The sequence below is a fragment of the Pseudomonas frederiksbergensis genome, from assembly GCF_001874645.1.
Lineage (GTDB): Bacteria > Pseudomonadota > Gammaproteobacteria > Pseudomonadales > Pseudomonadaceae > Aquipseudomonas > Aquipseudomonas frederiksbergensis_B.
This window is the reverse complement of record NZ_CP017886.1, coordinates 1,014,238-1,028,519: the sequence shown is the minus strand read 5'-3', so window position 1 is coordinate 1,028,519 and position 14,282 is coordinate 1,014,238. Positions and strand designations below refer to the sequence as shown.

Sequence of the window (14,282 nt, the reverse complement as noted above, 5' to 3'; positions counted from 1 at the left end):
CTTAAAGGCGATCAGAACGATATTACTAGGTGCTTGGGTTAGCTTGAGTCAAATGGGGAGACTCAAGCATGCCTGGTACATGTAGGCCAATGAACACTAAAAATGAAAAAGCTTTGAAGCTATTCAATTCCGTCCCATAGTCAGAAACCTCTCCGTGCATCACCTGATGCCGATTCAGAGCATCGAATACTTTACCTTTTTCTATGCTTTCCTTATCTCGCTGACCCTTGCTTTTTAGGATGTCCATGGTGTGAAGATTTAGTAACTGGTGCAATAAATCTTTTACCTTTTGGTTGTCGCCAATTCGATCCTTAACCCAAACGCTACCCTTGACCACACCATTGCTTTTATCCATCGCCGAGGGTATGCCCGTTATCTCTGAAAGCATTCCATCTGCTTGGGCGAGAAATACAGGTATGCTCAAATAGTAACCTTCTGGGCCATAATTTTTATGGGCGCTAACTGCGGCCTCAATAGCTGGTTTTCTTTTCGGGTACAAATTAGTTAGTTGGCCAGCATACCAATCCATGTCTGTTGTGTAATGAGCTTTCAGGATCTCGTCTACTTCGTCCGCTTTCGCAGCTTGAAGGTTTTCGACCAGCTCAAAAGTGTCTCGAAACGAATTTATCCAGTTAAAAAACCATCCTTCTGAAGAAGCTATGATCATTGCTTTTCGAGAGCGCGCCGGCATGCTTTCGATGCGCTCCTTTACAGCTTTCCAATCAATCTGTGCGATTTTTATCAGTAGAGGTGCGAGATCGGTCCGCACTCCTTCGAACCATTGTCCTAGCTTTTGTAATCCCGCGTTGATAGCTGGGATATGTGGTTCCAGCATTTCAGCTAAGAACTTTGCAAATGCTTCATTGTTCTCCTTGATTTTTTCATCCGGATCTTTCACGACAACCCCCTAGAACAGCGGTGACTAGATTCAATATTTCTACCTTGTACCACTGATTAAAGGTCCAATCACTTTGCGACGAAATGAGCGAGCAGGCCGTCGCGAACCAGATCGATGTCGGCATCGGTAAAACCGAGTATTTCCCGTTGTTCATACTTCACACCCGGTGCACCCCGTTCAGCACGGTCTTTCAATCCGTACTGGTGCACCCTGGCAATGCGGGCAATGCGCCCCGTAAATCCGACGCTGATGGCATTGCTGTCGGCCTTGACCTTCAGGAAGCGTGCGGTGCGCATCTTCTGGAACATCTGCACCTTGCGTTTCACTCGGCCCTGCTTACCCCCCAGGTTGCGCTGTTTGCGCGGGGCATACTTGCTGCCGTCCGGGTTGCGTTGGGCGATAACCCGTTGTTGCTGGCTTCGGCGTAAAGCCTGGCCGAGGCTGCGGGCGAGCTGGTTGCGCGCTGCGGGTTCCAGCTGTCGGAGCAAGCCGGCGGCCCAGTCTTCCAATGCTTCCAGTCGATTGGTCATTGAGGGACAACCCATTCACTGCCGGTGCCTTGAGCGCCGGGAATCCATGTCGGGTCGAGAAAGCTCGCGATACGCTGCGGCTCGCCAGGGTGGCGGATGGTGGTGTTGCCTGCATCGTCCTTGCCCACCACGACGCGTTCGGTCAGCGGTAAGGTTAGGCTGAGATCGACTTTGCTGTTGTCGAGAATATCGGCCTCGAACTGGATGCCTTCCGCTGACTTGTAGAGGTTTTCCAGCAGCTCGGATTGGTGGACGCTCAGCCAACCGAGCAGGGGGAGCATGATGCTGTCGGGGTGCCCGGCGAAGTCGGTGAGTATGACCTGCAGGTCGAAGCTGTATTCGAATGACAGACTGGCTGCAGCCGTGCAGCGGACTTTGCCGTTGTCGATGAAAATCAGCAGTCGGTCAGGGTTGTGCCGGAGGTCTTGCACGGTTTTGAGCAGATGGGCACGAAGGCTTTCGGGCTTGTTCATAGTGGACCTGTTGAAGGTTGAGTATGTCGAGGAGTGTTGCGTCACGCCATTGGCCGACGTATTCGACGGGACTGTAGAACGGCGGCGGGGCCTTGGGATAACTGCTCTTCGGTACCTTGTATTCGACCTGCAGGATGATTTTGCCGAACAGGCCACGTCGCCAAGCTGTTTTCCCGGTGAGTACCCCGTTGCTCTGTTTGGATGAGTTCATTGGGATTGTGTCTGTTGGTGCTGGTAAACCATATCGACCTGGCCTGCGCATTCCGCCCAGGCGGCTTCGACGCGGTCCTGGTCGGTGAGCTGGTCGCCGTTACTGAGCGGGCTGGTCGCCGGCAGGGTGCAGGGCACCACGGCCGGACAGCCACTGACGATAAGCGTCGGCGCCGGTGAGGGCGGGGCGCTCGCGCAACCGGCGAGCAACATCAGGCAGAGGCTGGGCAGCCCATTCTTGTAGTTCGGCGTTTTCAAGTTTCAGTGCCTCGATCATTCGTTCGCGTTTAGCCAGGCCCTGGCGCAGTAGATCCTGCTGGGTACGCAGAGCGGCCTGTGCATCACGTTCCCGTTGCAGGATGGTGCGCAGGGCGTTGGCGGTGGCAAGGTTGCGGCCGGCCTCTTCACGAGCGGTGCGAGCGTCTTTCGTTGCCAGTTCCGCGTTCTTGTCGGCGACCGCGATTCGTTGTTCCTGACCCCAGATCAACAGCGCCAGGGCGCCGAGCAGGGTCATGCCATACAAGGCCTGGCGCAGGGTAGTCATTGTAGAAACTCGCCAAGGAACAAGGCCCGGAACTGCTCGGGCGTGTACTCGGCCCGGAGAGTGTTTAACCAATCATCTTCTAGGCCGAACGGCCAGAAGTGGCGTTCAAAACGAAACCCATTGGCCTCAAGTAACCGCATCAATAGGTCATTGTCGGGGTTGTCGACACCTAACGTTCTGACGCGTTGCGCTGTTGTGGCGTAGTAACCGCCTTGGCGAATCTCGGTTGAGGTAAGCCAGTCGAATTCGTCGTAAAACCAGATGGCTTTTAGCGGGTCGACGGAGTCCAACAATCGCGCACCATCGGCGAGCACTGTGACGTGCGGCATTTGCTCACGAAGCCCGTTCACCAAGGCCGGGATAGCGACGTAGACCACGAGATGTCCGTCAGCGCTGAGTTGGTTTGCCAACTTGACCAGACGCGAAGTTTTGCCGGTCTGACGGGGGGAAATGTCGAGGTAGGCAATTTTCTGTGTCATGTGCGGTACCAGCCGAGGTTGTTCATGTCGCCGACGTCGAGCTGGTCGATGGGGCCGCGCACTATCACGGCCTTGCAGCCAGGTGTCATGAAGTGCAGGGCCTCGGCCAGCACTTCCATGTCTTCCTGTTCGGTGTTTTCCGGTACCACCAGTAGGTCGCCGTCTTGCACTTTCAATTTGCGCACTGCGTCGAGGTCGATCATGCCGCCACCGCCTGACCGCAGTCGCAGTCGGCGTGCCGTTCATAAGCGCGCTGCAATTTGATGTCGTACAGGTTCCGCTGGTAGTTCGGGCCGTTGTAGAGCTTGGCGAATTCGGCCCATTTGCGGGCCTTCAACGCTTTATGCAAAGCCGGGTCGGTTTCGATGAAACGCACGAAGGCGTCGAATTGCTGCGACTCGCTCGCGCTCATGGCGGCGACAAAATCCTGCACGCTGGCATAACCCAGACGCTTCCAGTGAAAGCCCATGATCTGGAACGCGCCCCAGGACGCGGACTCCAGCGCGGTGGTGTCGTCGATCAGTCGGGCATTGCTCAGGCGTTGGTGTTCGGCGGTACCGCCGACGTAACCACCGGCCTTCGGGTTGACCAGGGCCGGGTTGGTGAGGGCGAGTTGATCGGCTTGGCGCTTGAGTTCGGCAGGGTCGTCACTGTCGTGTCGCGGTGTAACCAGTTGGCGGTACATGATGTGCCGTTCGAACAGGATCACCGGCTTGCCGTTGTCGAGAAAGCCCTTGCCTCTGGACTCGACTTCATTCACCGCGTAGACGCTGGCCAGCGGCAGGTCGAGGCGCTGAGCTGCATTGACCAGGTCGGCGTTTTTCAGCAACTGCACACAATCGCCACCCGTCAGGCTGCTCTGGGTCTTGGTCCCGGCGATGCCATCGGCCACCAGCCCGACTTTCAACTGATAAGCCCGCACCGCAGTCTCGGTGGCGTCTCCATAGTCGCCGTCGACGGTTAGCTTGGCGCCGTGGTTGTTGAGGTTCTTTTGCAGGATGCGCACCGCTTGCGAGCGGTCGCCGTGGCGAAGTGTGGTCATAGTTGTTCTACCTTACGGGTGAAAAACTTCTTGGCGGCGGCGCGAGTACCCTCGACACCGAGCAGACCGATAACCCCGCCGAAAAAGGGCGCGGTGGAGGCCGGAATGCCGAGCAACGCCAAACCATGGCTGGCGGCCAGGGCCAGGGTGCCGCAGAGCGGGGCTTCAATCGCCATGCGGCGCAACGTGCCACCGCCGTACATGGTGCGAAGGGCGGCGATGACCAAGGCAAGAAGGCCGGCGTACAGCGTCGGCCAGTTCTGTTCGAGCCAGGCGGCGAGCCAGGCCCAGGTGTCGGGACGTTCAGGCATACGCTTCATTCCGTGGTCCAGGGTGGGTGGGTTCAAGGGCTCGGTGCAGCGGTGTCAGTCCCATAGGTTCACCATCTGCCGTTGCGGGGCTGCGGCTTGGGCTTCGGGCATTTGAACGGTGAGACCTTGCGGCAGGGTTGGGCCGTGATCGGCGAGGCCGGGGTTGGCGTCGAGTACCGCTTCGGTTACGCCCGCCGTGCGGCCGTAGTGACGCCAGCAAAGCGCATCGACGGTGTCGTATTGCTGGGCGCGGACGGTGATGGGCATCAGATCAACTCCACGGTGGTGCGGTTGCGACCGAGGAAGTCACGGATGGCCCAGCGCAGATCGCGGCGGTAATCGTCGATGTTGGGCGTGAGTTCTTCGGCCTTGTGGTTGCCGGTATTGGTGGTGTCGTAGGAGCGGTAACGCTCGCAGACTTCGGCGCCAGTGGCCGCTTCGATGGCGCGCTTATACAAGTGCACCTGCTCAGGGATGTCCTCAACTATGTCACCCGGAACGTCGCTCAGCTTGGTGAAGCCGGCAGCCTGTTGTTCGATACGCCAGGTTTTCAATTCGCGGTTGACGCTGATGGCTGCTGAAATCACAGCGGTTTCCAGCCGTGCCGGTGTGACGCTGGAGTCAATACGCAAGGTGGCGCGCAGGTTTTCCAGATCGATCGAGGGCCAGAAAGGGTCGGTATTGATATGGCCGCTGGCTGGAATGTCACCGGCTACGAATCCGCTCATGTCGCTGCGCTCAAATAGGTCGCCGGTGGTCGGGGCTTCACGTTCAGGAGGAGCGGCCTGGCCGATCCGCCCCGAGCCGGCGGGGTGCGTGGGGACGCTCGGTTAACTGCCTGGGGCAGTGTGTTTCTTCAGGAGGCGCTCGACGCGCTCCAAATCTTTCTTGCCGCCGCAGTTGGTGTGCAACTCAATGGCGCGGGCCAGGTGTGTCTTGGCCTTCTCCAGCGGTTCCAGGGCGTCGCTCGGCGGAGCTTCATCAGTGACCTGCGCTGAAAGCGCTTTGCCAATGGCCAGGTGCAGCTTGGCGCGGGCTTGGTCGGGCATGTCTTCCTTGGCCGTGATTTGCTCGGTGCGTAGCAACAGATCCAGGTCAAAGGTGCCACCGGCTTTCTGCGCCTTCAGTGCCGCTTCGGCGATCTCTTCCGCCACGATGGTGCCGGTGGTGCGCTCAAAGCGATCCGGCATCAAAAGCGAGTGGGTGATCACGTAATCGGCGATGTCCAGGGCGCCGGCAAAGTCGGTGGCGTCCATCCGCCAGACCATCAGGGTGGTGAGCACTTGGTCTTGCGCACCTTTACCCTCGGCGAGAACACCTTCCACATAGGGGGTGTACTCCGGCAGTAATTGCCGTTTCAGCTCCGCCTTTCCTTCGGTCGACTGCACCTGTTTCAGGCGCAGGTAGTCCTGCTGGAGCTTGGCGAGGTGCAGCTCGTAAACAGTTGCGCCTTCCATGGTCATGGCGGGGCCGGCCACAGCAGCCGCTGCAACGGCTGCTGTGGTGCGCTGGTAGTGACGGCGGCAAGGGTTGCTCATGATTGCCCGCCTCAGCTCAGGGTGATGTTTTCGGCCATGGCAGCACAGCCCAGGTCTTCAATCACATAGCTTTCATTGACCGATTCGAAGTTCTCGATGCGGTCGCGTTTGGCGTTGTCGACGACGGTGCGGCGGCGAGTGCCTTCCTGCCAGTAGAGCGACAGGTTGTCGAGACGGGTTACCAGCAGCCCGTTGGCCGGGAAGTGCGGCACGCGCACGGCGGGCAAGTTACCGATACGCTTCTGGCTGGTGACGATATCGGCCGCGAGCATTTCGGTCGGAGCCTGGGTTTTGTTGATGATCGGGAAGTACTTGTCTGCCAACAGCTGGCGACCACAGATCACTACCAGGTCGGTGTCTTCCTGATACCAGGGCTCGATGAACTCGTTGACCATGCTGACGACCAGAGCGTCGATATTTTCGAAGTCCTTACCCGCACCGATCTCGATTTTTCCACTGCCGGACACTACTTCATGCAGTACGCGAGCGGCGTTCTCCAGACGCATTTTCTGCAGCCAGCCAATGTTCACGTCTTGCAACAAGGGACTCGTGGCCGGGTTGGAGGTCGCTGCTCGGCTGGTGCCGTTCCAGCCGATCATGATCCGGTTGAGCGCCTGGGCCTTGATGATGGCGTCGCGAATACGCGCCTGGAAGTCCTTGAACTTGGCCCACTGGTCCAGCTTCTGGTAACGGATGCCGGTGTCAAAGTTAGTCTGGGTGCAGGTGTACCCACGGTTGTCCAGGCCGCTCGGGTCGCGGGGCTCACGATCCTTGAGGGTTGTGTCGGTGGTGCTGGCAATGGTGCCGTCGATACCGATGCCGATTTTTTCACCCGACTGTTCGGAGACGCCGAACACGTTGATAGCACTGAGGAAAGCGCTGGATTCCTGGATGCGGGTTTCCAGGGTTTGGGCGACGCTCGGGGCAGCGGTGAATTTGGTGGTGACGTCGCTCACGCCGTGCAGTTGCGCGAGTTGTTGCAAGTAGGCGTTGTACAGGACGCGGGTATCGTTACGCATGGTGTTCTCCGATGTTCCTTGGCTGGGTGTTGTCCGTGGTGTGGATCAGCAGTCGGTGACGAGTGCGCCGTCACCGCCCGTAGCCGGCGGGCGAACGGAGAACTGCGGTTTTTGTCCGGTGGTATCCGGGGTGTTTTCGAGCTTTTTGACCAAAGCCGTGAAGTCGGTGGACAGCTTGTCGTGGGCTGTCTGTAGCTTTTCGCGAGCAGATTTTTCGGCGGCGAAAGCTTCGCCTTGGCCGGCTACATGCTCGGCCATCGCTTCAACGGCCTCGCCGAGTTCGGTAAAAAGAGCGGCATCCTTGCCTTCCTTGTCCTTGCTCTTGCCGAGGAGATCGAGAACGCGGCTGAACAGGCCTGCGACCTTGCCGCTTTCGTCCTCGACTTCTTCGAATTCAAGTTCGATCTCGATGGCCTCGGAAAACAGGTTGCCGGGATCGCGTTTACGGTTTGCCAGCGGGTTCTTGTCTGGGTGCTGAGCGCTGAAGGTCAGCATCTCGGTGCCCAGGCTTGCCGGGGTGTCGGTGACCGCGATGCCATCCAGATAAGCGCGCCCGGTGTCGGCGAACTTCGGGCGGATCTCGATACTGGTAAACATTTTCTGCCGCGCCTTGTTCATGGTGACCAGGTCGGCAGTGGGTTCGATTTGGGCAAAAAGGGCGAGCTTTTTGGCCCCGGCGATTTCGACTTCCTCAGTCTTCAGCGCGACCACATCGCCGTAAGCACGGAATGGGCTGTCTGGCAGCAAACTGCGCATGTGCTCAATCCAGACCCGCGCGCCGTAGGTGTTTTGGCTGTAGGTCTCGGCGGCATCGACCAGCCATTGCCGTTCGATCTGGCGACCGTCGGTGGTGGCGCCTTCGACGGCGACGCGGAAGAACTTGGAGCGGTGTTTCTTGGCTGGGGTGTCGGTTTTGCCGGCCATGCGTGAATCCTCAGTGCGGTGGCTGTGTGCCTTGGCGATGGGCGCATGTTGTTGAGCGCGAGCGCGACGGGCAACGAGGCGCTGTTGTAGGGGCAGGGACTACAAGGGCCGACGCGAGAACTGTTCGCGCGCGGGCGGCAGGATCTGCGCCATGAATGCCATCGTCGATTTGCCCACCGATCACCGCCGCCATGCCAAGCACCTGTACTGGCAGGGGTATCGCGTGTGCGAGATCGCCGAGCTGATCGGGGAGAAGGAAAAGACGCTGCACAGCTGGAAGGCCCGCGACGAGTGGGACCGGGCTACACCGCTGGAGCGTATCCAGGCCGCGACTGAAGCCCGCTTGGTACAACTGATCCTCAAAGACCCCAAGTCAGGATCGGACTACAAGGAAATTGACCTGCTGCACCGTCAGCTGGAGCGGCAGGCTCGCATTCAGCGCTTCAACGATGGCGGTACCGAAACCGAGCTGAATCCGAACCTGGCCAAGCGCAATGAGGGGCCGAAGAAGGCGCCGAAACGCAACGAGTTCGACGAAGAGCATATCGAAAAGCTGACTGAGGCTTTCATCGACGGCTGTTTCGGTTATCAGCTGGATTGGTACAAGGCGGGCAATCAGCGCACCCGTGCAATCCTCAAGTCTCGGCAGATCGGGGCGACGTTCTATTTCGCTCGGGAGGCGTTGATTGATGCGCTGACTACCGGGCGTAATCAGATTTTCCTGTCGGCGTCGAAAAATCAGGCGCATATCTTCAAGGCTTACATCCAGGCCTTTGCTCGCGAGGTGGTCGGTGTCGAGTTGACGGGCGACCCGATCATTCTGGGGAATGGTGCGGAACTGCACTTCCTGGGCACCAACGCCCGCACGGCCCAGGGCTATCACGGCAATTTCTACTTTGACGAGTTCTTCTGGACGTTCAAGTTCAAGGAGCTGAACAAGGTAGCCAGCGGCATGGCGATGCAGAAACAGTATCGCCGGACCTACTTTTCGACGCCCTCCAGCATGGCGCACGAGGCCTATACGTTCTGGACTGGTGAGCGTTTCAACAAGGGCAAGCCGGCGGCGCAGCGGGTCAAAATCGACGTTTCCCACAACGCGCTGCAACAGGGGCGGCTGTGTGAGGATCGGGTCTGGCGGCAGATCGTCACCATTCTGGACGCGGAAGATCGTGGCTGCGATCTGTTTGACCTCGACGAGCTGCGTCAGGAATACGATGCCGAGGCCTTCCAGAATCTGCTGATGTGCCAGTTCATCGACGATGGGGCCAGTATTTTCCCGCTGGCAATGTTGCAGCCTTGCATGGTGGACAGTTGGGACCTCTGGGCGCAGGACTACAAACCGTTTGCCGCGCGGCCGTTTGGGGATCGGCAGGTCTGGGTGGGTTACGACCCGGCCGAGAGTGGCGATAGTGCCGGCCTGGTGGTGATCGCCCCGCCAATGGTGCCCGGTGGCAAGTTTCGGGTGCTGGAGAAACACCAGTTCCGGGGTATGGACTTTGCGGCGCAGGCCGAGGCCATTCGCCAGGTCACCAAGCGCTACTGGGTCACCTACATCGGAATCGACATCACTGGAATGGGCTCAGGCGTGGCCCAGTTGGTGAAACAATTTTTCCCGAACATAACCGCCTTCAGCTATTCGCCCGAAGTCAAAACCCGCTTGGTGTTGAAAGCCTACGACGTCATCAAAAACGGTCGTTTGGAGTTCGATGCCGGCTGGACTGATTTGGCGCAGTCCCTCATGGCTATCCGCAAAACGATCACCGCCTCCGGGCGCCAGTTTACTTACACGGCCGGTCGCACCGACGAGACCGGCCATGCCGATTTGGCGTGGGCGACGTTCCACGCGCTGCACAACGAACCCCTCGAAGGGCAGACCACGGCGAACACCGGATTTATGGAGTCCTACTGATGAGCAGACGTAAGCGCGGAACCCAGCTGGCCACCGCTGAGCCTCCCGTTGAGGGGGATCTGCTGCCGCCTGAATCTGGGCCGGTTGAGGCGTTCACTTTCGGTGATCCCGCCCCCGTGCTGGATAGCAGGGAGATCCTCGACTACCTGGAGTGCTGGGCCAATGGGCGTTGGTTCGAGACGCCCATGTCCATGGACGGCTTGGCCAAGACGACACGGGCCAGCGTGTATCTACAGTCCGGGTTGAACTTCAAGCGCAACATGCTTGCCCGCACGTTCGTTCCCCACCGGCTGTTGAGTCGGCAGGCATTTGAGCAGTTCGCCCTGGACTGGCTCTGGTGCGGCAACTGCTATCTGGAAAAACGCAACAACATGCTTCGCAACACCCTGGGCCTGCTGCCGCCGCTGGCGAAGTACATGCGCCGAGGCATCGACTTGGAGACCTATTACCAGGTGCGTGGCTGGAAGGATGAACACGAGTTTGCGCCAGGCTCGATCTGCCACCTGCGCGAGGCCGATATCAATCAGGAAATTTACGGCCTGCCGGAGTGGCTCGCAGCACTACAAAGCGCTCTGCTCAACGAGAGCGCCACCTTGTTCCGCCGCAAGTACTACAACAACGGCAGTCACGCCGGGTTCATCCTCTACATGACCGATGCGGCGCAGAAAGAGGAGGACATCGACTCACTGCGCACCGCGCTGAAGAACTCCAAAGGGCCAGGCAACTTTCGCAACCTGTTCGTGTATGCGCCTGCCGGGAAGAAGGATGGAATTCAGCTCATTCCGGTGAGTGAGGTTGCTGCCAAGGACGAATTCAGCTCGATCAAGAACATCAGCCGCGACGACCTGCTCGCAGCTTTGCGTATTCCGCCGCAATTGATGGGCATCGTGCCGCAGAACGCGGGCGGTTTTGGATCGTTGCGGGAGGCCGCAGAGGTTTGGGCGGTCAACGAGCTGGAGCCGTTGCAGGCGAGGCTTGCTCAGGTCAACGAGTGGCTTGGCGAAGAGGTCGTCAGCTTCAAGGAGTTTGAGCTTCCAACGGGGGGAAAGTAGTACCCCCGCGCAGTAAACGAGGCGACGAGCTGGTGCGCTAACACCCGCTCGACGCTGAATCACTCGAACGTGCCGAGTGCTCCAACCAAGGCCTCGCCCCACTGCGCAGGGGGTGCGAAGCCTAAGCGAATCCAATTTTTGAAACAAGGATCACTTATGAGCACACCAATAATTCCGTGGATGGGCGGCAAGCGTCGCCTGGCTGATCGTCTTATTCCACTGTTCCCACCCCATGAATGCTATGTCGAAGTCTTTGCCGGCGGGGCCGCGCTGTACTTCATGCGCCCGCAGGCTGCACCTGTTGAAGTGCTCAATGACATCAACGGCGATCTGGTGACGTTATACCGCGTGGTCCAGAACCACCTGGAAGAGTTCGTGCGCCAGTTCAAATGGGCGATCAGCTCCCGGCAGGTATTCGAATGGCAGAAGATGACCCGGCCGGAAACGCTGACCGATATCCAACGCGCTGCCAGGTTTTTCTATCTGCAGCATCATGCTTTCGCCGGCAAGGTCAGCGGCCAGACGTTCGGCACGGCGACAACTGGTCCCGCCATCAACCTGCTGCGGATTGAGGAAAACCTGTCAGCGGCTTGGCAGCGTCTGTCCGGCACCTACGTGGAAAACCTGGCTTGGCTTGAATGCGCGGAACGCTACGACCGGCCGCACACCTTCCACTACATGGACCCGCCTTACTGGCAGACAGCAGGGTATGGCGTGGACTTCCCGTTTGAGAACTACGAACGCATGGCCGACTTTATGCGGCGATGTAAGGGCAAGGTGATGGTCAGCATTAACGATCACCCTGACATTCGGCGGGTGTTTGAGGGCTTCCACTTCGAAACGGTGGACATCCGTTACAGCACGGCGAACCAGCGGCAGGGCAGGGCAAGGCTGAGGTCAGTGGGGAGCTGGTGATCATGAACTGGGAGCCTGCGGCGTTGGGTGGGCTTTTTTGATCTGGCAGATGATTTCTGGTCAGGGTATTCGATGTAGTACCTTGTGCGCGTTATTTATTGTGGGTACAATAATTAAATGCAGATTACTTATGATCCAGCCAAAGATGCTCGTAACGTTGAAGAGCGTGGACTCTCATTCGTCCAGGTCTGGGACTTTGAGTGGTCTACAGCTTTGATCGTGGAAGATGATCGATTCGACTACGGCGAGTGCCGGTATCGGGCGATGGGGTACATAAGGGATCGACTGCATGTTGTGGTGTTCACCCCTCGCGGTGACGCGCTCCACGTTATTAGTTTTCGTAAAGCCAACAAACGGGAGGTCAAAAGCTATGACCAAGAAACTCAATCCTGAGATGGTCGATACGGCAAACCCTGAATGGTCGGCCAAGGATTTCGCCAATGCCAAGCCAGCTAGCGACGTGCTGGCGGGATTGTTCGGCAAGGCCCAGGCAAAGGAGATGCTCAAACCGAGGCGTGGCCGGCCAAAGTCGGCGACCACCAAAGAGCACGTCAATTTGCGCTTTGATTCTGACGTGCTGGCTCAATTCAAGGCATCCGGTCCTGGTTGGCAAACCCGGATGAACGCCGCCCTTGCTGATTGGCTCAAGACGCATACCCCTGGTGATCTGAAGGCATAAGCACAGGAACCGAACTCGCGTAAAAGGTCGTACCAGCGCCGCTGGGGGACTGTTCTGATCTGTCTACGTTGTAGCGCTACTGAGCCGCCCATGAGGCGGCTTTTTGCTGTTCGCATAAAAGCTGGTGGGCAATGTCACAACACGCTGGAGGGGCGTCGAGGGTGTTCAGGAGGGAGCGGGGTATCGCACCATAATGGTGCGGGCGTTCTGGCGAAGACGTGTTTTACCCTGGCGCGCGCCGTCGTCCCCCCACCTCGCCTGCGGGCTAAATGGGTCGTTTTTTCTGCGCCCCTGCGGACCACTCCCGGCGGCTCAGGCTGGGCGCTCGCTTAGCGTTGTTGGGAGGTTGAAAGCCTGCGGAACCCTGCACCGAGGCGGTGTTTCTTCGAAAGGTCTGGAGGCTTTGCTGTGGCGGTAGAGGGGGGGCGTTTCAAAAAGAGTAATTTCAGTAACCACCACTGGGGAACGGGCTGGAGGCCGCGTATTCCGTGGGGTTTGGTATTACAAAAAGGAGTAACAGAGAAGTAATTGAAAAAGTAATTATTTACCAAGCTATTGTTTTTAAAGGGGTTTTATAAGGTTGAGAATTACATTTATAAAGAGTAATCAGATTACTTCAATATTACTTAAAGATTACTTTTTGGTCGAAATGTAAAACCCTTTAATTTCAATGGCTTGGGCGTCAAAATCGGTCAAGATTACTTATGTTACTCTTTTTTTTGCCCCCTCTAGATTTCGAATTTCAGCCCCCTATACGTGTGATGCGCACGCGTAGTGAGGTGCATGCTGATGCTCGTGGGAATGGCGTGGGAATGCTTTTGCGCGACTGGCACCGCTGGAGCCCTTGTATTTCGGGGCGTCGGATGAGCGATCGAGGGTGCGGGTACTTTCGAATCTCTCCTTCACCGCCAAATTCGATGTACACAAAACCCCTGATTTCGAAAGAAGTCAGGGGTTTTGTGGTTTCTGGCATCTGAAAATGTTGGTTGTGCCAGGGAAAAAATTTCTCTAGCATCCTGCTATGGCTACTCTTCATAGCGAACGAAACTGGAAAGTAAAAATCTATCCCGACGACCATGCGCCGCCGCACTTTCATGTGCAAACGCCAGATGGTGAGTCGTTGGTTCAGATAGAGGGCTCGTGGTTTTAGGCAAAGGAGCTGAAACTAAAGCCTTGAAAGCAGCTCTGCATTGGGCAAGAGCACATACCGCCGATCTCTGGCGTGTATGGAATGAGCAAAACCGGAGGTACTGATTTATGACCAGCAAGCTGCGCATTTCTGCTGTGCAACCAGTTGCCGGCAAACATGCCCTCAACATCGAGTGGAGCAATGGCAAGCGGCATACCGTTGATGTCACCGAACACATCAAGACGTTCCCTGTGCTCAAGCCATTGCAAGACCTGACACTGTTCAGCCAGGTCGCGGTAGGCGAGTGGGGATTTGACGTGACGTGGGGTGATGAAATCGAGCTCTCCGCCACGACGTTGCATCGCATGGGCCTGGAGCAATCTGGAGAAGTCATGCCGACCCGTGATTTCAAACGCTGGATGTTGAGTAACAATCTCTCGTTATCGGCGGCGGCTGTTGAGCTGGGATTCACTCGCCGAACCATCACCGCGTATAGCAGCGGTGCAGCGTTGATCCCAAAGCATGTGGGACTGGCATGCAAGGGCTGGGAGTACGAGCACAGGGAACGCAGGCAAAATTGCGTTTAGATTTCGAAGTGGAATCACAGGAAGGGGAAGACTTAATAATCTT

At 57.7% G+C, this 14,282-nt stretch carries 19 protein-coding genes and 2 pseudogenes; 7 read left to right on the top strand and 14 right to left on the bottom strand.

Annotated features, from left to right (window positions below; all coding sequences use genetic code 11):
* Nucleotides 1-25 precede the first annotated feature (25 nt).
* From BLL42_RS05110 to BLL42_RS05045, 14 genes and pseudogenes are all read right to left on the bottom strand, one after another.
* The gene (locus BLL42_RS05110; RefSeq protein ID WP_071551068.1) at nucleotides 26-898 is read right to left on the bottom strand and encodes a hypothetical protein; all 873 of its coding nucleotides are present in this window, start codon (nucleotides 896-898) and stop codon (nucleotides 26-28) included.
* Nucleotides 899-966: 68 nt separating this feature from the next.
* Nucleotides 967-1,428 (bottom strand): phage virion morphogenesis protein, encoded by a 462-nt coding sequence (locus tag BLL42_RS05105; RefSeq protein ID WP_071551067.1) that lies wholly within the window; start codon nucleotides 1,426-1,428, stop codon nucleotides 967-969.
* Nucleotides 1,425-1,901, bottom strand: coding sequence for a phage tail protein (locus BLL42_RS05100; protein WP_071551066.1), 477 nt, complete (start codon nucleotides 1,899-1,901; stop codon nucleotides 1,425-1,427). The genes BLL42_RS05105 and BLL42_RS05100 overlap by 4 nt, the downstream gene beginning before the upstream one ends.
* Before the next feature lie 207 nt (nucleotides 1,902-2,108).
* Nucleotides 2,109-2,297, bottom strand: a pseudogene (gene lysC / locus BLL42_RS30415) (Rz1-like lysis system protein LysC); the annotation flags it as partial.
* Nucleotides 2,212-2,655 carry an Rz-like lysis system protein LysB gene (gene lysB / locus BLL42_RS05090; RefSeq protein ID WP_071551064.1) on the bottom strand — a complete coding sequence of 148 codons (444 nt, stop codon included), beginning with the start codon at nucleotides 2,653-2,655 and terminating at the stop codon, nucleotides 2,212-2,214. The gene lysB and the pseudogene lysC, both read right to left, overlap by 86 nt.
* The gene (locus BLL42_RS05085; protein WP_071551063.1) at nucleotides 2,652-3,134 is read right to left on the bottom strand and encodes a hypothetical protein; all 483 of its coding nucleotides are present in this window, start codon (nucleotides 3,132-3,134) and stop codon (nucleotides 2,652-2,654) included. Before BLL42_RS05085 ends, lysB begins: the two co-directional genes overlap by 4 nt.
* Nucleotides 3,131-3,337, bottom strand: coding sequence for a hypothetical protein (locus BLL42_RS05080; protein ID WP_071551062.1), 207 nt, complete (start codon nucleotides 3,335-3,337; stop codon nucleotides 3,131-3,133). Before BLL42_RS05080 ends, BLL42_RS05085 begins: the two co-directional genes overlap by 4 nt.
* Entirely contained in the window at nucleotides 3,334-4,176 is an 843-nt protein-coding gene (locus tag BLL42_RS05075) for an N-acetylmuramidase domain-containing protein (RefSeq protein ID WP_071551061.1), read from the bottom strand. Before BLL42_RS05075 ends, BLL42_RS05080 begins: the two co-directional genes overlap by 4 nt.
* Nucleotides 4,173-4,496, bottom strand: coding sequence for a phage holin, lambda family (locus BLL42_RS05070; RefSeq protein WP_174553325.1), 324 nt, complete (start codon nucleotides 4,494-4,496; stop codon nucleotides 4,173-4,175). The genes BLL42_RS05075 and BLL42_RS05070 overlap by 4 nt, the downstream gene beginning before the upstream one ends.
* A 45-nt stretch (nucleotides 4,497-4,541) precedes the next feature.
* Nucleotides 4,542-4,754, bottom strand: a complete 213-nt coding sequence (locus tag BLL42_RS05065) for a tail protein X (RefSeq protein WP_071551060.1) — start codon at nucleotides 4,752-4,754, stop codon at nucleotides 4,542-4,544.
* The gene (locus BLL42_RS05060; RefSeq protein WP_071551059.1) at nucleotides 4,754-5,215 is read right to left on the bottom strand and encodes a head completion/stabilization protein; all 462 of its coding nucleotides are present in this window, start codon (nucleotides 5,213-5,215) and stop codon (nucleotides 4,754-4,756) included. The genes BLL42_RS05065 and BLL42_RS05060 overlap by 1 nt, the downstream gene beginning before the upstream one ends.
* A gap of 102 nt (nucleotides 5,216-5,317) precedes the next feature.
* Nucleotides 5,318-6,025 (bottom strand): phage terminase small subunit, encoded by a 708-nt coding sequence (locus BLL42_RS05055; protein WP_071551058.1) that lies wholly within the window; start codon nucleotides 6,023-6,025, stop codon nucleotides 5,318-5,320.
* A gap of 11 nt (nucleotides 6,026-6,036) precedes the next feature.
* Complete coding sequence (locus BLL42_RS05050) at nucleotides 6,037-7,044, bottom strand: phage major capsid protein, P2 family (RefSeq protein WP_071551057.1); 1,008 nt, start codon at nucleotides 7,042-7,044, stop codon at nucleotides 6,037-6,039.
* A gap of 45 nt (nucleotides 7,045-7,089) precedes the next feature.
* Nucleotides 7,090-7,968 carry a GPO family capsid scaffolding protein gene (locus BLL42_RS05045; protein WP_071551056.1) on the bottom strand — a complete coding sequence of 293 codons (879 nt, stop codon included), beginning with the start codon at nucleotides 7,966-7,968 and terminating at the stop codon, nucleotides 7,090-7,092.
* Between the two features lie 151 nt (nucleotides 7,969-8,119).
* Between BLL42_RS05045 and BLL42_RS05040 the strand changes: the two genes are divergently transcribed.
* The 7 genes and pseudogenes from BLL42_RS05040 (at nucleotide 8,120) to BLL42_RS05015 (ending at nucleotide 14,239) form a co-directional block, all read left to right on the top strand.
* Nucleotides 8,120-9,877: a terminase ATPase subunit family protein gene (locus tag BLL42_RS05040; protein WP_071551055.1), complete on the top strand. Its 1,758-nt coding sequence runs from the start codon at nucleotides 8,120-8,122 to the stop codon at nucleotides 9,875-9,877.
* Nucleotides 9,877-10,929: a phage portal protein gene (locus BLL42_RS05035; protein WP_071551054.1), complete on the top strand. Its 1,053-nt coding sequence runs from the start codon at nucleotides 9,877-9,879 to the stop codon at nucleotides 10,927-10,929. The genes BLL42_RS05040 and BLL42_RS05035 overlap by 1 nt, the downstream gene beginning before the upstream one ends.
* A 156-nt stretch (nucleotides 10,930-11,085) precedes the next feature.
* A pseudogene (locus tag BLL42_RS05030) lies at nucleotides 11,086-11,885 on the top strand (DNA adenine methylase).
* Between the two features lie 76 nt (nucleotides 11,886-11,961).
* Nucleotides 11,962-12,237: a BrnT family toxin gene (locus BLL42_RS30970; RefSeq protein ID WP_071551053.1), complete on the top strand. Its 276-nt coding sequence runs from the start codon at nucleotides 11,962-11,964 to the stop codon at nucleotides 12,235-12,237.
* Nucleotides 12,215-12,523, top strand: a complete 309-nt coding sequence (locus BLL42_RS05020; RefSeq protein ID WP_071551052.1) for a BrnA antitoxin family protein — start codon at nucleotides 12,215-12,217, stop codon at nucleotides 12,521-12,523. The genes BLL42_RS30970 and BLL42_RS05020 overlap by 23 nt, the downstream gene beginning before the upstream one ends.
* A gap of 1,021 nt (nucleotides 12,524-13,544) precedes the next feature.
* Nucleotides 13,545-13,673 (top strand): DUF4160 domain-containing protein, encoded by a 129-nt coding sequence (locus BLL42_RS30965; protein WP_408004015.1) that lies wholly within the window; start codon nucleotides 13,545-13,547, stop codon nucleotides 13,671-13,673.
* A gap of 107 nt (nucleotides 13,674-13,780) precedes the next feature.
* Nucleotides 13,781-14,239, top strand: a complete 459-nt coding sequence (locus BLL42_RS05015; RefSeq protein ID WP_071551051.1) for a DUF2442 domain-containing protein — start codon at nucleotides 13,781-13,783, stop codon at nucleotides 14,237-14,239.
* Nucleotides 14,240-14,282 lie beyond the last annotated feature (43 nt).